17 protein-coding genes are annotated in these 21,531 nt (G+C 49.5%); 10 read left to right on the top strand and 7 right to left on the bottom strand.

Features of this window, described 5'->3' with window-relative positions:
- Positions 1 to 31 precede the first annotated feature (31 nt).
- On the bottom strand, positions 32 to 802 hold the full coding sequence (xni, locus tag EDF88_RS09940) for a flap endonuclease Xni (RefSeq protein WP_134184464.1): 771 nt from the start codon (positions 800 to 802) through the stop codon (positions 32 to 34).
- 186 nt (positions 803 to 988) lie between these two features.
- On the opposite strand from xni, the gene EDF88_RS09935 reads away from it, so the two are divergent.
- On the top strand, positions 989 to 2,173 hold the full coding sequence (locus EDF88_RS09935) for a PLP-dependent aminotransferase family protein (protein ID WP_134184462.1): 1,185 nt from the start codon (positions 989 to 991) through the stop codon (positions 2,171 to 2,173).
- A gap of 52 nt (positions 2,174 to 2,225) precedes the next feature.
- Here the strand turns inward: EDF88_RS09935 and kdgT are convergent, their stop codons facing one another.
- Positions 2,226 to 3,221 (bottom strand): 2-keto-3-deoxygluconate transporter, encoded by a 996-nt coding sequence (gene kdgT / locus EDF88_RS09930; RefSeq protein WP_134184460.1) that lies wholly within the window; start codon positions 3,219 to 3,221, stop codon positions 2,226 to 2,228.
- A gap of 418 nt (positions 3,222 to 3,639) precedes the next feature.
- On the opposite strand from kdgT, the gene kduI reads away from it, so the two are divergent.
- On the top strand, positions 3,640 to 4,476 hold the full coding sequence (gene kduI, locus EDF88_RS09925; protein WP_134184458.1) for a 5-dehydro-4-deoxy-D-glucuronate isomerase: 837 nt from the start codon (positions 3,640 to 3,642) through the stop codon (positions 4,474 to 4,476).
- 181 nt (positions 4,477 to 4,657) lie between these two features.
- On the opposite strand, the gene EDF88_RS09920 is transcribed toward kduI, so the two are convergent.
- The 4 genes from EDF88_RS09920 to queF form a co-directional block, all read right to left on the bottom strand.
- A complete protein-coding gene (locus EDF88_RS09920; protein ID WP_134184455.1) occupies positions 4,658 to 6,022 on the bottom strand; it encodes an L-serine ammonia-lyase in 1,365 nt (454 codons plus the stop codon).
- 66 nt (positions 6,023 to 6,088) lie between these two features.
- On the bottom strand, positions 6,089 to 7,387 hold the full coding sequence (locus EDF88_RS09915) for an HAAAP family serine/threonine permease (RefSeq protein ID WP_134184453.1): 1,299 nt from the start codon (positions 7,385 to 7,387) through the stop codon (positions 6,089 to 6,091).
- Positions 7,388 to 7,863: 476 nt separating this feature from the next.
- On the bottom strand, positions 7,864 to 9,228 hold the full coding sequence (gene ppnN / locus EDF88_RS09910) for a nucleotide 5'-monophosphate nucleosidase PpnN (protein ID WP_134184451.1): 1,365 nt from the start codon (positions 9,226 to 9,228) through the stop codon (positions 7,864 to 7,866).
- Between the two features lie 115 nt (positions 9,229 to 9,343).
- Positions 9,344 to 10,186: an NADPH-dependent 7-cyano-7-deazaguanine reductase QueF gene (gene queF / locus EDF88_RS09905; protein WP_064513376.1), complete on the bottom strand. Its 843-nt coding sequence runs from the start codon at positions 10,184 to 10,186 to the stop codon at positions 9,344 to 9,346.
- 68 nt (positions 10,187 to 10,254) lie between these two features.
- Here queF and syd point away from each other — a divergent pair, with 68 nt between their 5' ends.
- The 8 genes from syd (at position 10,255) to EDF88_RS09860 (ending at position 18,663) form a co-directional block, all read left to right on the top strand.
- Positions 10,255 to 10,803, top strand: coding sequence for a SecY-interacting protein (gene syd, locus EDF88_RS09900; protein WP_064513542.1), 549 nt, complete (start codon positions 10,255 to 10,257; stop codon positions 10,801 to 10,803).
- A gap of 654 nt (positions 10,804 to 11,457) precedes the next feature.
- Entirely contained in the window at positions 11,458 to 11,787 is a 330-nt protein-coding gene (locus EDF88_RS09890) for a YqcC family protein (RefSeq protein WP_064513374.1), read from the top strand.
- Positions 11,787 to 12,557 (top strand): tRNA pseudouridine(65) synthase TruC, encoded by a 771-nt coding sequence (truC, locus tag EDF88_RS09885; RefSeq protein ID WP_134184449.1) that lies wholly within the window; start codon positions 11,787 to 11,789, stop codon positions 12,555 to 12,557. Before EDF88_RS09890 ends, truC begins: the two co-directional genes overlap by 1 nt.
- A 27-nt stretch (positions 12,558 to 12,584) precedes the next feature.
- Complete coding sequence (locus EDF88_RS09880; protein WP_064513370.1) at positions 12,585 to 13,034, top strand: flavodoxin; 450 nt, start codon at positions 12,585 to 12,587, stop codon at positions 13,032 to 13,034.
- 347 nt (positions 13,035 to 13,381) lie between these two features.
- Positions 13,382 to 14,743, top strand: a complete 1,362-nt coding sequence (locus EDF88_RS09875; protein ID WP_134184447.1) for an MFS transporter — start codon at positions 13,382 to 13,384, stop codon at positions 14,741 to 14,743.
- Positions 14,740 to 16,089: an enolase C-terminal domain-like protein gene (locus EDF88_RS09870; protein WP_064513366.1), complete on the top strand. Its 1,350-nt coding sequence runs from the start codon at positions 14,740 to 14,742 to the stop codon at positions 16,087 to 16,089. The genes EDF88_RS09875 and EDF88_RS09870 overlap by 4 nt, the downstream gene beginning before the upstream one ends.
- Positions 16,090 to 16,099: 10 nt before the next feature.
- Complete coding sequence (gene gudD, locus EDF88_RS09865) at positions 16,100 to 17,443, top strand: glucarate dehydratase (protein ID WP_208326138.1); 1,344 nt, start codon at positions 16,100 to 16,102, stop codon at positions 17,441 to 17,443.
- A gap of 71 nt (positions 17,444 to 17,514) precedes the next feature.
- Entirely contained in the window at positions 17,515 to 18,663 is a 1,149-nt protein-coding gene (locus EDF88_RS09860; protein ID WP_134184445.1) for a glycerate kinase, read from the top strand.
- A 77-nt stretch (positions 18,664 to 18,740) separates the two neighbouring features.
- Here EDF88_RS09860 and barA read toward each other — a convergent pair whose 3' ends face one another.
- Positions 18,741 to 21,500, bottom strand: a complete 2,760-nt coding sequence (barA, locus tag EDF88_RS09855) for a two-component sensor histidine kinase BarA (RefSeq protein WP_134184443.1) — start codon at positions 21,498 to 21,500, stop codon at positions 18,741 to 18,743.
- Positions 21,501 to 21,531: the final 31 nt, after the last annotated feature.

Below are 21,531 nucleotides of genomic sequence, written 5' to 3'. Positions count from 1 at the left end.
CCTCATCCCAACCCTCTCCTGATGGAGGGGGCTATGGTGGGGGTGTCCCACCCGGCAAGCGTAACTGCTGTAAATTCCCGTCAAGCACCAAATCTGTTTGTAGCTGCGCAACCTGGCGGCTAATAAACGCTATTTCCCGATGCTGCTCTAATTTCTTACGCCATTTTTCTGGCACTTCATCCAGCCTTTCGTACAGCGCTTCCAGTGTGGAAAATTGATTGATTAGCTGCGTGGCACTTTTCGGTCCAATACCCGGAACGCCGGAAATTTTGCTGCTGCTTATCCCTGCAAGTCCCCAAAAATCAGCCAGCTGTTCAGGCTGAACGCCATATTCCTGTGCAATAAAAGGCGCATCTAACCAGCGCTTTTGAAAATAATCACGGATTTGAATCGTGGGCGCTAATAGTTGGCAAAAACCTTTATCGGTCGAAACGATGGTGGCGCGATGCCCACCGGCTGCTATTTTTACTGCAAGAGTTGCCGCCAGGTCATCTGCTTCATTTCCCTGAGAATGCCAACAAGCCACACCTCTTTTAGCGAAGGCTTCCCGCAAGAGTGGCATTTCTTGGTGCAAGGTATCTGGCATTGGTGCGCGCCCCGCTTTATAGTCAGGCAAGACCTGATGTCGCCAACCTTCACGACGGTCTTCGTCGTCAAACACGGCGACCGCATGCGTAGGCTGACTGTGTGTTATCAGCGCATCAAGGGCATGCAGACAAGTTTCAACGCAGGGTGATCCCTGGACCGCATGAATACGACGTATCAGGTTCAGGGCGTCAACGATAAGTAAATGAATCATCATGAGTATTTCGCTTTCGACATTTGCTTTGTACACACTAACATTTCTGTAGAGTGACCGCGAATTCGGCAAGCGCAATCAGGAAAGCGGCTCGCAATAAAAGTCGTATTTATTGATCTGAAAATGCATTGCTAACTAGTTAGGTTGCTATGTATATTTTTAATAAATAGAAAAACCAGAGACAACAACATGAGTAATAGTTCACACCTCGCACATCGTATTCAGGCTCTACAACCGTCAGCAATCAGAGAATTATTGAAGCACAGCAAAATGCCTGGCGTGATTTCGCTCGCCGGAGGCATTCCTTCCAGCGAATTGTTTGATACCGAAGGGCTAGGTGTCGCGACTCAAAAAGTGGTCGCTGAGAATTTTAACGATGCTTTCCAATATGGTTTGACTGAAGGCAATGTTGAATTACGTCATCAGCTAGTTGGATTGTGTCAGGAACGCGGCATTACCACTACGCCTGATCAACTTCTGATCACTTCGGGTTCGCAGCAAGCATTGGATTTGCTGATGCGTGCGTTGGTGAATCCGGGTGATGTGTTTGTTGTTGAGCGCCCAACTTATCTGGCGACGCTGCAAATCCTCAACCTCAATGAAGCTAATGTGAAATCAGTGGGCAGCGACGAGCACGGTATGATCGTCGATGAACTGGAAGAATTGCTGAAGACAACACGCATTAAAGGTGTCTACATCGTTCCGACATTTGGCAACCCAAGCGGCACAACACTCAGTGCCAGCCGCCGTGAAAAACTGGTCAAACTGGCAGAAGAGCACCATTTTGTCATTGTTGAAGATGATCCGTACGGGGCTATTAGTTTCTCTGACACGCGTGAAAAAACCTTGCTGCAAGTGGCTACTGAACGTGGCAGCAAAGATAACGTAGTCTATACATCAACATTTTCTAAGATTCTGGCACCAGGGCTGCGCGTAGGTTGGATTGTTTTGCCAGAGTGGATGAAGCAAAAAGTGGCCATCATTAAACAAGCCACGGATTTGCACGCTAACTCATTTACGCAATCTCTGGTGTCGGCGTATCTGACACTTGATCGCCTGAATCCGCAAATCGAACTTATTCGTGAAGCGTATAAGAAGAAGTGTCTGAGCTTGTCGACGTTTTTACAACAGGAACTCGGTGAGCACATCACCTTCAATCAGCCGCAGGGTGGGATGTTCTTGTGGGCCGCTTTCCGCTACGAATTTGACACTACTCGTTGGTTACAGCAGACCCTGGAAAAAGGTGTCGTGTATGTACCTGGTGAGTTCTTCTTTAGTGATAATGCTGATAAGAAAACGCTACGTTTCTCTTACGCAACAGCCACTGAAGAGCAGCTTTATGAGGCCGTTCAGCGACTTAAATCTGCGCTGTAAGATGTAAAAATGGAGCCGAAAGGCTCCATTTTTGTATTAAGTATTTTAACTATTAATGTGAAAGCTCAACCACATCATCTGTTTCGCTCTTTTTAACGACCGTGCCACCCATACGTTTTGAGTACAGTGCGGTAATAATTGGCACCAGAATGGCGGTCACAATCACGCTTGCTGCAACCAGGGCTGTTGCTGATGCGGCAACTGGCTCAAATGCAGGGTTGATTTGCGCAATGATAACCGGGTTTGCCACTGCAGCTCCTGCTGCGGAAGATGCTGCAATACCCGCTGTACCGTTGCCGCCACCAATGTATTTATCAGCCAGAATCAGTGGAATACCGGTGATAATGATTACCGCGACACCCAAAAGCACACCGAGCAGACCAGTGTGCATAATCACGGTCAGGTTGATGGTGTTACCCAGCGCAAAGCCGAAGAACGGAATCAGTACTGGCGTTGCTTTGCTGAAGAAAGTACGGAAATCGTGATCAAGGTTACCCAACGCAAAACCAATCAGGAATGGCAGCACGGCACCGATAAAGTGGTGAGGTTCAAATGAAGCCAGACCTGCGGAACCCAGAATCACCATGGTCATCAGTGGGCCAGATTCCAGAGACATCAGGACAAATGCACCTGACTCTTCTTTAGTCCCGTACTGGTTCATCAGGCTCGCATACAGGCCACCGTTTGTCATATCCATCGCAGAAACGAGGGCCAGAACCGACAAACCTGCAAACATACCTGTCTGAATACCACCTTCAGGAATAAAGGATGCTGCAATCATTGCCACAACCCAGGCAACTGCAATTTTGGTTAGTACCAGGGTGCCAGACTTGCGAAGAACCGTACCTGTAGCACGAAGATCAATTGAAGCACCAATACAGAAGAACCAGACCGCCAGAATTGGAACGGTGCCGCTTATCATCCCTTTAGTAAATGAACCAAAATAGGCGCCAGTATCTGGAGCAAAAGTATTTAAAATAGCTCCAAGTATCAATGGAACCAACATCATCCCACCAGGAATGCGTTCAATAGTAGCTTTGATCTTCATGGTAATTCCTTGTAATTCCTTATGATTTTTTCATCAATTACAGCGTGTTAATGAAAAAATGACTTAACAGTTAGCGGCGAAAACCGTTTGTTTTCCCTGATTAATTAGTATGTTGGGTCAGAGATGCTATTTGCTCTTAATGGCAGTTTCATAAACGTTATAGAGCTAGTTACCACGGCCAATCTGCCAGGTAACGCTTCGTGAGATAAACTATCCACCGATTGGAACTGCACTTCAATCAAATTGAAACGATATTTCAATTTGGATCACATTATTTATTTATTCTGGTGATAAACTGTCTATGTGGTGCAGTTAAATGTAGAGCTATTGTGAATAACTCTATTTTAATTGCTAAATTATTATTAATAGTAACGGGCGTGATTTTGTTTCCGCCTCTTATTCCCAGTAAGGAAAAGTAATGGATATTCGTCAAAGCATTCATAGTGATCATGCAAAAACACTGGATACTGCCGGTCTGCGTAAAGAGTTTCTGATTGAAACTATTTTTACCGCCGATGAGTACACCATGACCTACAGCCACATTGACCGCATCATTGTTGGTGGTGTCATGCCAGTAACTCGCACTGTGAGTGTTGGCGGTGAAGTGGGCAAACAGTTAGGTGTGAGCTACTTCCTGGAACGTCGTGAGCTGGGTGTGATTAACATTGGTGGGCAGGGCACAATTACTGTCGATGGGACTTGCTACGAAATTGGCGCTCGTGATGGTCTGTATGTTGGTAAAGGTGCTAAAGAAGTGGTGTTTGCAAGCATTGATCCGGCAAACCCAGCACGCTTCTACTATAACTGCGCACCGGCTCATACTACTTACCCAACTAAGCGCATAACGCCTGCGGATGTTTCTCCGGTTACTCTGGGCGACAGCGTTACCAGTAACCGTCGTACCATCAACAAGTACTTCGTTCCGGATGTACTGGAAACCTGCCAACTGAGCATGGGTCTGACCCAACTGGAACCCGGCAACCTGTGGAACACTATGCCTTGCCATACTCACGAACGTCGTATGGAAGTCTATTTCTACTTTGGACTTGAGCAGGATAGCTGCGTATTCCACATGATGGGTCAGCCGCAAGAAACTCGTCACATTGTGATGCAGAACGAGCAAGCTGTGATCTCACCAAGCTGGTCAATTCACTCAGGTGTGGGTACGCGTGCGTATACCTTTATCTGGGGTATGGTTGGCGAGAACCAAGTGTTTGATGATATGGACCATGTGAAAGTGGGCGACTTGCGCTAAACCCTCGTCATACTTCACGTTGCAGATGTGTTGGTTTCACTCGGTCACCCAAATCACTTACTAGAGTAAGCTCATTGGGATTCCCTTACTCACCGCCTTTCTGCAACGCGAATTATTTAGAGGGTCGCCTGGATATAAAACCGCCATTAAAAAAGGCTCTCAGATGAGAGCCTTTTTGGTATTAATCGCAGGACACTTTCATGGCCAGCCCGCCGCGAGAAGTTTCTCGATATTTGGCGTTCATGTCTTTGCCTGTTTCGTACATGGTGTCGATAACCTTATCGAGGCAGACACGAGGTTCGCTGGTACGGCGTAATGCCATACGTGCCGCATTCACCGCTTTCACCGCCGCAATAGCATTACGCTCAATGCATGGCACCTGAACTTGCCCGGCAACCGGGTCGCATGTCAGACCAAGGTTATGCTCCATGCCGATTTCCGCAGCAATACACACCTGACTTGGGCTACCACCCAACAGTTCAGCAAGACCTGCCGCGGCCATAGAACAGGCAACGCCGACCTCGCCCTGGCAACCGACTTCTGCACCTGAAATTGATGCGTTCATCTTATACAGAGAACCAATTGCACCGGCAGCGAGGAAGTATCGTGCGCAAGAGTTGGTATTAACTTCGCGAATGAATTTGTCGTAATAGGCCAAAACTGCTGGAACGATGCCGCATGCGCCGTTAGTCGGAGCTGTAACAACACGCCCACCGGCAGCATTCTCTTCGTTCACCGCCAGGGCGAACATGTTAATCCAGTCCACAACAGCCATTGGATCAGAGTTGTTCTTGTCACTGCTGACCAACATTCTGCGCAATGCTGCTGCGCGGCGTGGCACACGCATTTTGCCCGGCAGCACGCCTTCGGTGGTGATACCACGTTCGATACCGCTGCGCATCACATCCCAGATGTTTGCAAAGTGGGTGTCGATTTCAGACTGAGTGCGCAGCGCGCGTTCGTTGAGCATCATCAGGCCAGACAGGGAAAGCCCACTCTCTTTGCAATGACGCTGCAAATCCGCCGCACTTTTATAGGGATACGGCACGGTAACTTTTTGGCTATCTTCGAGGCCAAAATGCGCTTCATCAACGATAAAACCGCCGCCGATGGAGTAATAAGTTTGGCTATAGATAACCTCGCTGCCCGCAAGCGCAGTAATACGCATACCGTTTTCATGCAGTGAAAGATTATCTTCGTGGAAGTTCATGCAGCTATCGACCGGGAATTCCACTTCACGCTGGCCGTTAGCCAGTAACAGACGACCGTGAGTATTCACGTCCTGAATGAAGTGAGGGATAGCATCGATATCGACAGTGTCTGGCATGTTGCCAGCCAGTCCCATGATAATGGCGATATCAGTATGGTGGCCTTTGCCGGTGAGGGAAAGTGAACCATATACATCAACCACTACACGCGTGACGTTCTGCAAAATCCCTTGCGCGATTAAATCGTCTGCGAATTGCTTACCGGCTTTCATCGGGCCGACGGTATGGGAACTGGAAGGGCCAATACCGATTTTGAAAATATCGAATACGCTAATCATGTTGCGTCCGTTGCCTGAATAACTTAATGAAAAAACCGCCAGCAGGAAGCTGGCGGTTTAGAACTGTTAGATGAACAGCGAGTATAGAGAGTAAGAGATAGCAGAAATAGCGACTAGACCCATAATCACCACAAATACATTGCTGATATGACCGCTATATTTGCGCATCGCTGGTACTTTCTGAATCGCATACATCGGCATCAGGAACAGAATCATCGCAATGATTGGGCCGCCGAGAGTTTCAATCATGCCCAGAATGCTTGGGTTCAGGGTGGCGACAATCCATGTCGATACCAGCATGAAGATTGCAGTAATGCGGTTCAGCTTACTAATTTCGATGCTCTTGCCTTTGCCGCGCAGGGACTTGATAACCATCCCATTGAAGCCTTCACGAGCACCTAAATAGTGGCCGAGGAAGGATTTGGTGATAGCGACGATAGCGATAATCGGTGCCATCCACGCAATCACTGGCGCATTAAAGTGGTTAGCCAGGTAAGACAGAATAGAGATGTTCTGTGCTTTTGCTTCGGCCAGGTTCTCTGGAGAAAGGCTCAGTACGCAGCTGAATACGAAGAACATCACGGTAATAACCATCATGATGTGTGCGTAGGACAGGATGCGGGAGCATTTTTTCTCTGCTTCTTCACCATACTCGTTACGTTTCGCTACAGCGAAGGCAGAGATGATTGGTGAGTGGTTAAAGGAGAACACCATTACCGGAATTGCCAGCCACAGTGTCATCCACAAACCGCTCCCGGTTGCCGGGCTTGCGCTAAATGACATGGTATCGAATGCCGCGCTGCTCCAGTTAGGGATCAGATACAGAGCCAGAACCATCAGAGCGGCAACGAATGGGAAGACCAAAATACTCATTGCTTTAACGATCATCTGCTCGCCGAAACGAACGATAGTCATCAGGCCAACGATCAGAATCAGAGATAACAGCGCGCGCGGCGGAGAAACCAGACCCAACTGGTGAGTAATAAAGCTATCAACGGTGTTGGTGATAGCAACGCTATAAACCAGCAAAATTGGGTAGATAGCAAAGAAGTAGAGCAGGGTGATTACTTTACCTGCGCCAACGCCAAAGTGCTCTTCTACAACTTCAGTAATGTCTTCGCCAGGATTTTTACCTGACAGCACGAAACGAGTCAGACCACGATGGGCAAAGAACGTCATCGGGAACGCGAGGATTGCCATAATGAACAGCGGGATCAGACCGCCTACACCGGCATTAATTGGCAAGAACAACACGCCTGCACCGATTGCTGTACCGTACAGCCCTAGCATCCACATGGTATCGGACTTGCGCCACGAACTTTTGCTCTCGACAGAGGCAATACTGCCGGTTTGAGTGGTTTCCATCTACTACTTCTCCAAAGGAACATATGATTCGAAATCTGGTTCAATCGCGATGACTTGCCATTGACTACTGAAACTTAATGCTGTTTACAGGCTATTTTATAGTAATTTTGGCCAGTGATAATCAGCGGGCGGAAAGATACATTCATGACGTCAATTCATCAGTGATCAAGATCCCAATTGTAAGAATCTACTGTTTGTATGGTTTTTTACAGTTTTTCAGTCTGCGACTGATATTTTATGCAGTGTTTATACCCTAAAGATGATGTTTTTGTGGTTTATAAAACGAGGTTTCATTATTGGCTTGTGGTGTAATTACCTGTATAAGAACGATTTTTAGCGAGGATATATACGAAAACATAAGTTTTCATGAAGAGATAAATTCTGATACCGGTAACATGTAGAAAAATGAATAAAACAGCAAAAGGGTAAAAAAAGTGGGGAAAAAAAGATGGGCGGAGTGACTCCGCCCAGGTGAGTTAGGTACAGATTTCGTAGCAAGGAATATAAGCACTGCCTGGTAATTTCATACGGTGCTGGGCGACAAATCCCTGGAGGAGAACATCCATGCGTTTCATCATGTCTGCATCACCGTGGATTTTATATGGCCCGAATTTTTCAATTGCGCGGATCCCGCCTTCTTTAACGTTACCCGCAACAATCCCAGAAAATGCCCTGCGCAAAGATGCAGCCAGTTGTTCTGCCGGTTGGTCTGGATACAACTTGAGATTTGCCATGTTTTCATGGGTTGGCTCAAACGGCATCTGCAAATCTGGCGCAATTCGAATCGACCAGTTGAAGCTATAAGCATCACCCGTTTCACGGCGATTCTCTTTCACTTTCGGCATAGCCTTTTTCATCTGACGGGCCACTTCAGCCGGGTCGTCAATAATGATTTGATAATGACGGCGTGCCTGCTCACCCACGGTGTTGACGATGAACTCATCGAGCACACTGAAGTAGTCAGCACTTTCTTTCGGCCCGGTCAGAATCAGTGGCAATACTTGATCATGGTTGTGAGGATTCATCAGAATGCCGAGCAGGTAAAGCAGCTCTTCCGCGGTACCTACCCCACCAGGGAAGATGATGATGCCATGCGCAATACGAACAAACGCTTCAAGGCGTTTTTCGATATCAGGCATGATAATCAGCTCATTCACTAGTGGATTCGGTGGCTCAGCGGCAATGATTGATGGCTCGGTCATACCAATAAAGCGGCTTTCTTTATAACGCTGTTGGGCATGACCTACCGCCGCACCCTTCATTGGTGCTTCCATAGCGCCAGGGCCACAGCCGGTACAAATATTGAGTTCACGCAGGCCTAGTTGTGTGCCGACGCGACGCGCATAGAGGTATTCGTTTTCGTTGATTGAGTGCCCGCCCCAGCATACGACCAGGTTTGGCGCTTCGCCGACGTGCAATGCACGGGCATTACGTAAGATAGAGAACACCATATTGGTGATATTTGCCGGTTCTTCCAGATCGAGATTCTGGAAGCGACCTGCGCTGGAAAGTTGACCGTTAACGAATAAAATATCGCGTAATACGGCAAACAAGTTAGCTTGCAAAGCCCGGATGATACGACCATCGACGAAAGCGTCTTCAGGAGGGTTAATCAGTTCGAGTTTGACACCACGTTCGCGGCGCAAAATGTTGATATCGAAGTTTTCGTAACGCGACAACAGCTCTTTACTGCTATCCGTCTGGCTTCCTGAGTTAAGTACGGCAAGTGAACAATTGCGAAACAGTTGATAAAGGTCGCTACTGGCCGTGCGCTTAAGCATGTCCACTTCCAGTTGCGACAACATATCCATTGAGCCTAGCGGGCTAATATGTGTAATCAAGTTAACTCCTTACGAAGCGTAAAGTGCCGCTCCCAATGATTACAATAGCCCTGCAATGTTCAATTTAACAACCTGAAAACAATAATCCCTCCTCAGGCTGCGAGGCGTTTCGCACTTATTGACGAACCAGACGCCCAAATGCCGGGTGGAAATCGGTATTTGTGCGCCACGGGTTAATGTCCAGGCCGCCACGACGGGTATAGCGTGCGTAAACGCTCAGGCTTTCCGGGTTACAAAAATGCTGAATGTCATTGAAGATGCGCTCAACGCACTGTTCGTGGAATTCATTGTGATGACGGAACGATACCAGATAGCGCAGCAGCTTTTCCCGGTCGATGCGTGGGCCACGGTAGCGTATTTGCACGGAACCCCAATCTGGCTGGTGGGTGATCAGGCAGTTGGATTTAAGCAGGTGGCTGACCAGCGTTTCCTCTACGATTTCGTCGCCAGCGGCACCAGTGAGGTAATCGGCGTTAAATTCGTAGTTATCAATAGTGATATTTTGCTCATCAATGCACTCGCCTGTGAATGCTGCAATTTCCTGGCCTTCGAGTTCACGTAAACGGAACAACACCACGCTGACATCGCCTTGTGCGCAGGCGCTTAAATCACGCTTTAACGTTTCTTCGACGCTTTCCCAGTCTGCGAATTGTGTCTGGTTAAAGCTGTTCAAATAGAGCTTAAAGCTTTTGGACTCAACCAGGTTCACGCTGTTTGCATCAAGCTGCACATGCCCGACTGCCACCTGAGGCAAACCGTTACTGTTCAACCACGACAGTTCGTACAAGGTCCAGATATCGCCACCACTAAATGGCAGATTATCAGCCTGTAAGCCAAGCGGGTCGCGATTAAGACTACGCGGTACAGGCTGAAGTAAAGATGCCTGGTATTTATCCTGGTAAGCGGTTGGCTTGCCCAGCGTCAGGCCGCTCAGTGCCTGGTGTTTTTCATAAGACATGTGTCACCAATAGAATGCAGGTACAATTGGCCTTTATTGTACCGCAGCCTTGAGGGAGTGAGAAATTGGTGGATAACGACGTACGTCAGGCACTGGAAGATTTTACCAATCGCTTTTGTCATGCATGGCGTGAGCAGGTGGGTGGGTGGCCCGCGAGCGAAGAATTATATGGTGTGCCGTCGCCGTGTATCGTGACAACTACGGGTGACGATGTGCGTTGGCAGCCGCAACCTTTTGCACCGGAAAACGATCTTGGTGCTGTAGAAAGAGCAATGGACATTGCATTACAGCCTGCGGCGCATCAGTTCTACACCACGCAATTTGCCGGCGACATGCCTGCACTTTTGGGGAGCCAGTCCTTAACTTTGTTACAGGCCTGGAGCGAAGATGATTTCCAGCGTGTTCAGGAAAACCTGATTGGCCATCTGGTCACGCAAAAAAGACTGAAACTTTCACCAACGCTATTCCTTGCGACCACACCCGATGAAATGGAAGTGGTGTCGCTGTGCAATTTAAGCGGTGAAGTGGTGCTGGAGAAAATTGGTACTAAGCAGCGCAAAACACTCGCCCCATCGCTGATTTCTTTCCTTAACGACCTTGAGCCACAGGTTATTTAAGCGCGGATCGCTGATGGGCTTGTGAGAGATCTCTTACACAAGCTGTAAGAGATCTCTAACTTTACGTGCAGACTTTTGTGAGTGATAAATAACAAAATCATTATTTATCATTATATTATGATTATTCTGATCTGCTTTTGAATGAAAGTTATCGTAAGCTTCAGTTGTGAGTGCCTTGCCAGAGTGAACGAAATGGTAGATTCTATGTCCGTCGACAGGAAGTCGGGAAGTGAAGGAGATGTCAGGATGATGTCACTTCATTGAAGAAGCGGAACACACCAGGATGGTGTTGCAAGGAAGGCTTCAGGACGAAGCAAGGATCACTCAGGAAGAGTAAGGGACACCTCCAGGACGGAGAAAGAGAGCCGAATTTGGATGTTCGGTGGGTCTGGAAGACCAAAGGATATTGCATCAGGACGATGCCGGAACACCTCAGGATGATGGTAGCAGGAAGCGAGTACGACGGATTGTAGGTCAGGAGACCGCAGGACATAGTTGTCACGGACGAGCAGGGAGCACCAAAAGTAGCCGGATTAGCTGCGAAACGAACCGGGAGCACTGTTTATACAGTGCTCCCTTTTTTTATGCTTTTTTTCGCCCATAGCAAGAAGTGGTATGATTGCCGGCTTCTTTTGACTGATGCCGGAGGTTTTCATGGAACGCCACGCGCTGGTACGCCAGCATTTACTTATCATTGAACAAGTTTTGCGTGACCATCAACTTTGGCAGGGCTGTGCTCCAGACGCTGAAGCCTTTGAAAGCACGCAACCATTTTGCCTGGATACAATGCAGCCCCATGAATGGTTGCAATGGGTTCTGATTCCACGAATGCACGCACTTCTTGACGCTCAACACCCTCTGCCTGCTGACTTTGCCCTCGCGCCTTATTACGAAATGGCGATGGATGCAGCACATGTCGGGCGCGATCCGCTGTTAAAAGCGCTACAAGATCTTGATGTTCTGTTTGCGAGTGACACGAAATAATGCTGGAAATTATTTATCAGGATGAGTGGCTGGTGGCCGTTAACAAGCCTTCTGGTTGGTTAGTTCACCGTAGCTGGCTTGACCGGCATGAAACCGTTTTTGTGATGCAAACTGTGCGCGACCAAATCGGCAAGCACGTTTTCACCGTTCATCGCCTCGACAGGCCAACATCCGGCGTACTGCTGATGGCGCTTTCCAGCGAAGTCGCGCATTTATTGTCTCAGCAGTTCGAAAATCACCAGATTCAGAAGCGCTATCATGCTGTGACGCGTGGCTGGCTTGAAGATGATGCGGTGCTTGATTACCCGCTCGTTGAAGAGCTGGATAAAATCGCCGATAAAAAAGCGACTCAGGATAAAGAGGCGAAGCCCGCAGTAACGCATTATCGTGGTCTGGCGACAGTGGAAATGCCAGTTCCGGTTGGGCGTTACCCAACAGCACGTTACAGCCTGGTTGAACTCGAACCTAAAACTGGTCGTAAACACCAGTTACGCCGTCATATGTCTCACTTGCGCCACCCGATGATTGGTGACTCAAAACATGGCGATTTGCGTCAAAACCGTGCAGCTGCGGAACATTTTGGCTGCGAGCGTTTAATGCTTCACGCAAGTCAGCTTTCGCTAAATCACCCGGTTACCGGTGAACTGCTGTGTCTTCGTGCGAGCCTTGATGGCACCTGGATGCAGATGATGTCACAGTTTGGCTGGAGCGGATTGCTGAGTGATATCGAAAAGGTTGAGTTTGTTGCAAGCAACGGCCAGGATGAATAATACAGCCGTAACGCAAGGAGTTAACTGATGGCCGAAGTGGGAATTTTTGTAGGCACGATGTATGGAAACTCGCTGTTGGTGGCAGAAGAAGCCGAAGCGATTTTAAAAAAGAAAGGTCATAAAGCCACTGTATTTGAAGATCCTGAGCTTGCCGACTGGCAAAAATACAGCGACAAGTACGTATTGATTGTCACTTCAACAACCGGTCAGGGCGATTTGCCAGACAGTATAGTTCCTCTGTTTCAGGCGATAAAAGACAAAGTCGGTTACCAGCCAGATTTGCATTACGGTTTGATTGCCCTGGGCGACAGCAACTACGAGCATTTTTGTGGCGGCGGGAAGCAGTTTGATTCCTTATTGCAAGAGCAGGGTGCTAAACGTGTGGGCACAGTTTTAGCCATTGATGCTAACGATCATCCCGAACCCGAATCGGTCTCTAACCCATGGGTTGAGCAGTGGGCTGCATTGTTAAAGTAACAACATGAATCCAGGGCGGGTGACGTCACACTTACCTGCCCTCCGACTAAAATTGGCACATCGTTTCACCTCAAGCATAATCCCTTCGTTTTATCCGGTTGTTTCAAAAATCGTGAACCATCCCCCAACACATTGGACATACGCCATAAAGTGCTCAATAAGCGCGCGATAAAACTGTGTCTTTGCACGGTGAGGCGTTTTAACTCCCTTCATATACTTTCCATCGGCCACATAAAAACCGCAGATTCAGCACCACAAAAAATACTGCGGATGGGCCGATACCTCATTCTGATACCCTACAAGTGCAGAATGGATCATAGCCAAAAGCTATAATTCAGGAGTGCAACATGAACACAATTAGCCAAACGGCGAGCGTTGCCGAAAAAAGGACCAACGCTCGTTATTGGATAGTCGTCATGCTCTTTATCGTCACCTCGTTTAACTATGGTGACCGCGCCACGTTATCTATTGCTGGTTCGGAGATGGCAAAAGATATCGGCCTCGACCCGATTGGCATGGGTTATGTGTTTTCCGCATTTTCCTGGGCATACGTCATAGGGCAAATCCCTGGCGGCTGGTTGCTGGATAAATTCGGCTCAAAACGGGTTTATTTCTGGTCCATCTTTATCTGGTCGATGTTCACCTTGCTGCAAGGTTTCGTCGATATTTTCAGTGGTTTTGGCATCATCATCGCGCTGTTTACTTTGCGCTTCCTGGTGGGCCTGGCCGAAGCACCTTCCTTCCCCGGCAACAGCCGAATAGTCGCTGCGTGGTTCCCTGCACAGGAACGCGGCACGGCGGTTTCCATTTTTAACTCCGCACAGTATTTCGCGACGGTGATCTTCGCGCCAATCATGGGTTGGCTGACGCACGAAGTGGGCTGGTCACACGTGTTCTTCTTTATGGGCGGATTGGGCATCATCATCAGTTTTGTCTGGCTTAAAGTGATTCATGAGCCGAACAACCATCCGGGTGTGAACAAGAAAGAGCTGGAGTACATCGAAGAAGGCGGCGCGCTGATCAATATGGATCAGAAGAAGCCAAAAGAGCATATCCCAATGGCACAGAAGTGGGGCCAGATCAAACAGTTGATCGGATCACGCATGATGATTGGGATCTACATCGGCCAGTATTGTATTAACGCCTTAACTTACTTCTTCATTACTTGGTTCCCGGTTTATCTGGTGCAGGAAAAAGGGATGTCGATTCTGAAAGCCGGTTTTGTGGCTTCCGTTCCAGCGGTGTGTGGGTTTGTCGGCGGTGTGCTTGGTGGTGTGATTTCAGACTGGCTGATGCGCCGCACCGGTTCGTTAAATATTGCGCGTAAAACGCCAATCGTACTGGGGATGTTGCTCTCCGTCAGCATGGTGTTCTGTAACTATGTCGAATCAGAGATGATGGTTGTCGGCTTTATGGCGATGGCGTTCTTTGGCAAGGGCATCGGGGCTCTGGGTTGGGCTGTGATGGCCGATACCGCACCAAAGGAAATCAGCGGCCTGAGCGGTGGATTGTTTAATATGTTCGGTAACGTTTCTGGCATCGTGACGCCAATTGCTATCGGCTACATTGTCGGCACAACCGGTTCATTTAACGGTGCGCTGATTTACGTTGGGATTCACGCGGTTGTCGCGGTACTGAGCTACCTGGTCATTGTTGGCGATATCAAACGTGTTGAACTGAAACCCGTCATGGTAGGGCAATCATCATGAATACTCAGGCAAGCCCGATTATTACGGATATGAAAGTCATTCCGGTGGCGGGGAATGACAGCATGCTGCTGAATATCGGCGGCGCACATGGCGCCTTTTTCACCCGCAACATTGTGGTTCTTACTGATAACGCCGGTCACACCGGCGTAGGTGAAGCACCCGGTGGCGAAGTGATTTACCAGACGCTGGTCGATGCAATTCCGCAAGTTGTGGGTCAGGAAGTCGCGCGAATGAATCGCGTAGTCCAGAACGTTCACAAAGGTAACCAGTCGGCTGATTTCGATACTTTCGGCAAAGGTGCCTGGACGTTTGAATTGCGCGTCAATGCGGTGGCAGCCCTGGAAGCCGCACTGCTCGACCTTCTCGGCAAAGCGCTCAATGTTCCGGTGTGCGAACTGCTCGGCCCGGGTAAACAGCGCGATGAAGTGACCGTTTTGGGTTATCTGTTTTATATCGGCGACCGCCGCAAAACCGATTTGCCGTTTCTGGACGGGCAAAATGCAAAACATGCCTGGTATGATTTGCGCCACCAGCAAGCGCTGAGCAGCCAGGCGATTGTTCAACTGGCAGAGGCTGCACAAGATCGTTATGGTTTCAAAGACTTCAAACTTAAAGGTGGTGTTCTACCTGGCGAACAAGAACTCGATGCTGCCCGTGAGCTGAAAAAACGCTTCCCGGATGCCCGCATTACTGTTGACCCCAATGGCGCATGGCTGCTGGATGAAGCAATCGCATTATGCAAAGGGATGGGCGATGTTCTGACCTATGCCGAGGACCCATGCGGCGCGGAGCAAGGCTATTCAGGGCGTGAAGTGATGGCTGAATTCCGCCGCGCCACAGGCTTACCTGTTGCGACCAATATGATTGCCACCAACTGGCGCGAAATGAATCACGCCATCATGCTTAACGCTGTGGACATTCCGTTAGCCGACCCACACTTCTGGACGCTCAGTGGTGCGGTTCGTGTCGCGCAGATGTGCGATGAATGGGGGCTGACGTGGGGCTGTCACTCTAACAACCATTTCGATATTTCACTGGCGATGTTTACCCATGTGGGTGCCGCGGCACCGGGTAAACCTACAGCTATCGACACCCACTGGATTTGGCAGGAAGGTGAACAGCGCCTGACCAAATCGCCGCTGCAAATCGTTAACGGCAAAATTGCAGTGCCAGATGCACCAGGCTTAGGTGTTGAGCTTGACTGGGAACAGGTGCAAAAAGCCCACGAGGTGTATAAATCTCTGCCGGGCGGCTCGCGCAACGATGCAACAGCGATGCAATATCTGGTACCTGGCTGGAAGTTTGATCGTAAACGCCCGGCATTTGGCCGCAACTCATTCATATGAAAGAAAAGGAATAAGTAACATGACAACTTCGACCCCGATAGTTACTGCGATGCAGGTTATTCCCGTTGCAGGCCACGACAGTATGCTGATGAACCTGAGCGGCGCACACTCGCCGTTTTTCACCCGCAATATTGTGATTATCAAAGATAACTCCGGCCATACGGGCGTGGGTGAAATCCCCGGTGGTGAAAAAATTCGCCAGACGCTGGAAGAGGCTGCCGCCCTGGTCATTGGCAAAACGCTTGGCGAGTATAAAAACCTTCTCAATTTGGTTCGTGCCGAGTTTGCCGACCGTGATTCCGGTGGCCGCGGTTTACAGACTTTCGATTTGCGCACCACGATCCACGTTGTCACGGGTATTGAATCCGCCATGTTAGATTTGCTCGGCCAACATCTGGGCGTGAATGTGGCGTCTTTATTGGGCGACGGGCAGCAGCGCAGCGAAGTTGAAATGCTGGGCTATCTGTTCTTCGTCGGCAATCGCAAACAAACTCCGTTGCCTTATCAAAGCCAGCCCGATGAGAAATGCGACTGGTATCGCATTCGCCATGATGAAGCCATGACACCGGATTCTGTTGTGCGCCTGGCAGAAGCCGCTTATGAGAAATATGGCTTCAACGATTTCAAACTCAAAGGCGGCGTATTAGCCGGGAGTGAAGAGGCCGAAGCGGTAACGGCGCTGGCAAAACGTTTCCCGCAGGCTCGTGTAACGCTTGACCCAAATGGTGCCTGGTCGCTCGACGAAGCGATTAGCATCGGTAAGCAATTGCGCGGCGTTCTGGCGTATGCGGAAGACCCGTGCGGCGCTGAACAAGGTTATTCAGGTCGCGAAATTATGGCGGAATTCCGCCGTGCGACAGGCCTGCCAACTGCAACCAATATGATTGCTACCGACTGGCGTCAAATGGGCCACACGCTTTCGCTGCAATCCGTCGATATTCCATTGGCTGACCCGCATTTCTGGACCATGCAAGGTTCGGTGCGTGTCGCGCAAATGTGCCACGAGTTTGGCCTGACCTGGGGCTCGCATTCCAATAACCACTTTGATATTTCACTGGCGATGTTCACCCACGTTGCCGCAGCCGCGCCAGGCAAAGTCACCGCCATCGACACCCACTGGATCTGGCAGGAAGGCAACCAGCGCCTGACTAAACAACCTTTCGAAATCAAAGGCGGCATGGTGCAGGTTCCAACCACGCCAGGCCTGGGTGTTGAGCTGGATATGGATCAAGTGATGAAAGCGCACGAACTTTATCAACAGCACGGGCTTGGCGCGCGCGATGACGCAATGGCGATGCAGTACTTGATCCCAGAATGGTCGTTCAATAATAAGCGTCCTTGTATGGTTCGATAGGCTATACAAAACCCTCTGAAACCGCGTAGGTCGGATTAGCGTAGCGACATCCGACATTAAATGGACGGCATATGAAAATTGTCATCGCACCAGATTCTTACAAAGAGAGCCTCAGTGCTCTTGAGGTGGCGACACAAATTGAAGCCGGTTTTCGGGAAGTGTTCCCGAATGCCCATTATGTGAAATTGCCCGTCGCTGATGGAGGTGAAGGCACCGTAGAAGCGATGGTCGCTGCAACAAACGGTGAAATCATTGAAGTGGATGTCACCGGGCCGTTGGGTGACCAGGTTCAGGCGTTTTACGGGATTTCGGGCGATAAACAGCAGGCCTTTATCGAAATGGCTGCCGCAAGTGGCCTTGAGCAGGTTCCACCGGAATTACGCAATCCACTCAATACCACGTCGTGGGGAACCGGTGAGCTGATTCGTTTTGCGCTCGATAGTGGTGTGCAAAGTATCCTGATTGGCATTGGTGGCAGCGCCACCAATGACGGAGGGATCGGTATGTTACAGGCACTTGGTGCACGCTTACTGGACAGCAATGGCGAACCTCTGGGCTTTGGGGGGCGGGAAGTGGCACGGCTCGCGAGCATTGATATTTCAGGCCTGGATAAACGGCTTAAAGAGTGTCGTATTGAAGTTGCGTGTGACGTTACCAATTTACTAACGGGTAAAGAGGGCGCTACGGCGGTGTTTGGCCCACAAAAAGGTGCCACACCTGAGATGATTAGTGAACTTGACCAGGCTCTGGATCACTATGCAAAAATTATCGCCCGAGACCTCGATATCGACGTGCTGACGCTTTCTGGCGGCGGTGCTGCGGGAGGAATGGGCGCGGCGCTGTACGCTTTTTGTGGAGCCGAATTGCGACAAGGCATTGATATAGTCACCGAAGCATTAAAACTTGATGAATTGGTGCGCGATGCAGATCTGGTGATTACCGGAGAAGGGCGTATCGACAGTCAGTCAATTCACGGCAAAGTACCGATTGGCGTGGCGAAAGTCGCCAAGCGCTACAACAAGCCAGTGATTGGCATTGCCGGGAGTTTAACGGCGGATGTAGGCATAGTGTATGACCACGGCCTGGATGCCGTATTTAGTGTCTTATACAGCATCTGCAGCCTGGAAGAAGCTCTGGATAATGCGGGAGATAACCTGCGTATGGCCGCGCGAAATATTGCCGCAACGCTTGCAATAGGTGGTGGATGTCGCCTGCGCTAATCCACCAACAAAAACAAAACCTTCTGAAACCGCGTAGGTCGGAGTAGCGTAAGCGACATCCGACATCAACACGATACTTATCCCAACATCCGCTTTGCTTCTTTGGCAACATTGTTCATCTCATCAAGAAGTTCAAAGAGTTCAGGTTCAAGATCTTCTGGTTTCACACCGCTACGCAGCTCATGCTCAAGTGTTCGACACAAGTTTTTCAGCCGTGGCACGCCGCTGTAGCTACAACTGCCGTGAAGTTTGTGAATGATTTCGACCAGCTGTTCCGGGTTTTCTCCCACCAGCTGCTCTTCAACTTTGTTGCGCACTTCAGGCAAGAACGCCAACAGCATTTGCAGCATATCGCGTGCCAGATCCGGCTTGTTTGCGGCTTGTTGTAGCGCCAGTGCCCAATCAAGCGTCTGATTTTGATTGCTGATTTGCGGTGTGGTTTCTACATTTGCAACCAGTGCAGGGGCGGTGATTGCCCCCGGCTGATAACGCATCAGCAAACTATAAAGTTTTTTCTCTTCGATTGGTTTGGCAAGGTAGTCATTCATCCCGGCGCTTAGCAGCTTCTCTTTTTGCCCCGCCATGGCGTGTGCTGTCACCGCAATTACCGGCGTTTGCTGGTGGTGCGGCATCTGGCGAATTAACTCACAGGCGCGGATACCATCCATTTCCGGCATCTGAATGTCCATCAGGATAATGTCTATCTGCATCTGTTTTGCACGTTCGATGGCCTGCACACCGCTGCCACACAGTTCGACGTTCTGCACATGATCTTCAAGCAATGCGCCAATCAGTTTCAGGTTGGCAGGGTTATCGTCAACCGCCATAACAGTAAGCGGGAGTTTCTTGTTTTCAATACTCTCAACCACAGTGGAGTTTGCATCAAAAGTGTGTTCAGCGAGTAGCGGCAACAGTCGGGTAGAGGTGATAGGTTTCAGCAGGCACGCCGTCACCCCTTGTTTTTTAAGATCCTCCGCATCAACTTGTGCATGACTTGGTAATGCGAAAATCAGGCAGTCAGCCATGGAGGCCGCTTTCGCAAGCTTCGGATTTAGCATGGTTAACGTGTCGTGGAACGTAACCGGAATGCCGAGCAGCATAATATCGTAGTGACCTTCGGCAAGAGTCGAAAACGCCGGGCTGTAGATGACTTCGAGCGGAGTATTCGCCAGAATATTGAGCGTACTTTGTGCCGCAGTGGCGTTTTGTTCCACATAGGCAATGCGTTTCCCAGCCAGGTTTTCGGTAGAATAACCATCCAGAACTGCATTGGAATTCAAATCCAGGTTGATATAGAACCAGAAGGTTGAACCCTGATTGGGTTGGCTGTGGAAGGAGATATCCCCCCCCATTTCGGTAACCAGTTTCTGTGTAATAACCAGGCCCAGGCCGGTACCTCCGTGACGACGCGAAATGCTGGCATCAGCCTGACGAAACGCCTGGAATAAACGCGATTGTTCCTGCTCGGGAATACCGATACCGGTATCGTGAATTCGCATTTCAACTTGTACTTTATTATTGCCCTGCGAGCGTTTTTCCACCACCAGGTCGATATTGCCGCTTTCGGTAAACTTAATCGCATTGCCTACCAGATTCGTCACCACCTGCTGCAAACGCAGTGGGTCGCCAATCACGTTATCCGGCACATCATTTTTGATATTAAGCGTTAGCTCCAGCCCTTTATCATGAGCCGAATGGGCAAGCAGAGTGACAACTTCATCGAGCGCATTACGCAGCGGGAAAGGAATGCTTTCAAGGATCAGTTTGCCCGCTTCCAGTTTCGAGAAATCGAGCACGTCATTAATGATTGTCAGCAGGTTATTAGCTGAACGTTCAATGGTATGCAGGTGATCGCGCTGGGTGGCATTCAAATCCGTTTTCAGCGTCAAACGAGTAAAGCCAATCACGCCATTAAGCGGCGTGCGCAATTCGTGAGACATATTGGCAAGGAATTCAGACTTAATACGTGCCGCTTCCTGAGCGCGTTTCTTCGCCAGATCCAGCTCCACGTTCTGGATCTCCATCTGCTCGAGTGTTTCACGCAGATCGGAAGTGGCCTGGTCAATATTGTGCTGCATCTCTTCGTGATAAGCGGTGAGCGACATTGCCATCGAATTGATGCCATTTTTTAGCATATCTAATTCGCCGAGCATGAAACCTTCGACACGACTATCGAGCTGCCCCCGTCTTATCCTGTCGACGGTATTCACCATATTACGAATTGGCCCGGTGACATCGCGCATCAGCCGGTAGGCAAACAACATCGCAATACCGACGCAGAACAACATCATCAACGTCGAGATAAAAATTTCCCGATATTGCTGTAAACGCACGGATTTGAGATCGAGCTCGATGGCGACATAACCGAGCGTGTTGCCTGCCGGTTTGGCATCGGTCACCTCAGATTCGTCCGGGGAGTAGCTTTCTGAAATAATCGGGGTGCGCAGAATAATCGAATCGCCGTGCCGCGAGATGCTTAAACTGTGCGGCGGTTTTTCATTATTCGGCAGCTTCAATGCAGCCGCATTTAGCTGATAATTAGAAGTAACAAATAGTTTGTTGTTCTCGTCGAACACTGAAATTGCTCGCACGATATCGGAATGACGGCGGTGCAACACGCTGACCAATTGGCGAATCGACTCTCGGCTGTGAAAACTCATGCCATATTCGCTTGCGACCGCCAGCGGCTCGATAATGTTGGCGCCAGAGTCTTCAAGCTGACGCTGCAAGTCGTTGTATCGATGGACGACAAAAAAGATGCTGAGCAATAAACCGATCATTAATGTCGGCGCCAGAATCAGGATCATCATGCGTGCGCGCAGGCTGTAGTTGGTCATGGGGTTCCGATATGGGACAATTGAAGCAATA

The sequence above is a fragment of the Buttiauxella sp. BIGb0552 genome (assembly GCF_004366275.1).
GTDB lineage: Bacteria > Pseudomonadota > Gammaproteobacteria > Enterobacterales > Enterobacteriaceae > Buttiauxella > Buttiauxella gaviniae.
The sequence above is the reverse complement of the archived record's forward strand: the minus strand, read 5'-3'. Positions and strand labels throughout refer to the sequence as shown.

Bases quoted from the DNA above. Each gene is read 5' to 3' on its own strand.
- EDF88_RS09875 (WP_134184447.1), top strand. From the start codon at position 13,382: ATGAACACAATTAGCCAAACGGCGAGCGTTGCCGAAAAAAGGACCAAC.
- barA (WP_134184443.1), bottom strand. From the start codon at position 21,500: ATGACCAACTACAGCCTGCGCGCACGCATGATGATCCTGATTCTGGCG.
- queF (WP_064513376.1), bottom strand. From the start codon at position 10,186: ATGTCTTATGAAAAACACCAGGCACTGAGCGGCCTGACGCTGGGCAAG.
- EDF88_RS09880 (WP_064513370.1), top strand. From the start codon at position 12,585: ATGGCCGAAGTGGGAATTTTTGTAGGCACGATGTATGGAAACTCGCTG.
- kdgT (WP_134184460.1), bottom strand. From the start codon at position 3,221: ATGAAGATCAAAGCTACTATTGAACGCATTCCTGGTGGGATGATGTTG.
- xni (WP_134184464.1), bottom strand. From the start codon at position 802: ATGATGATTCATTTACTTATCGTTGACGCCCTGAACCTGATACGTCGT.
- EDF88_RS09870 (WP_064513366.1), top strand. From the start codon at position 14,740: ATGAATACTCAGGCAAGCCCGATTATTACGGATATGAAAGTCATTCCG.
- EDF88_RS09890 (WP_064513374.1), top strand. From the start codon at position 11,458: ATGGAACGCCACGCGCTGGTACGCCAGCATTTACTTATCATTGAACAA.
- EDF88_RS09935 (WP_134184462.1), top strand. From the start codon at position 989: ATGAGTAATAGTTCACACCTCGCACATCGTATTCAGGCTCTACAACCG.
- EDF88_RS09860 (WP_134184445.1), top strand. From the start codon at position 17,515: ATGAAAATTGTCATCGCACCAGATTCTTACAAAGAGAGCCTCAGTGCT.
- EDF88_RS09915 (WP_134184453.1), bottom strand. From the start codon at position 7,387: ATGGAAACCACTCAAACCGGCAGTATTGCCTCTGTCGAGAGCAAAAGT.
- kduI (WP_134184458.1), top strand. From the start codon at position 3,640: ATGGATATTCGTCAAAGCATTCATAGTGATCATGCAAAAACACTGGAT.
- EDF88_RS09920 (WP_134184455.1), bottom strand. From the start codon at position 6,022: ATGATTAGCGTATTCGATATTTTCAAAATCGGTATTGGCCCTTCCAGT.
- truC (WP_134184449.1), top strand. From the start codon at position 11,787: ATGCTGGAAATTATTTATCAGGATGAGTGGCTGGTGGCCGTTAACAAG.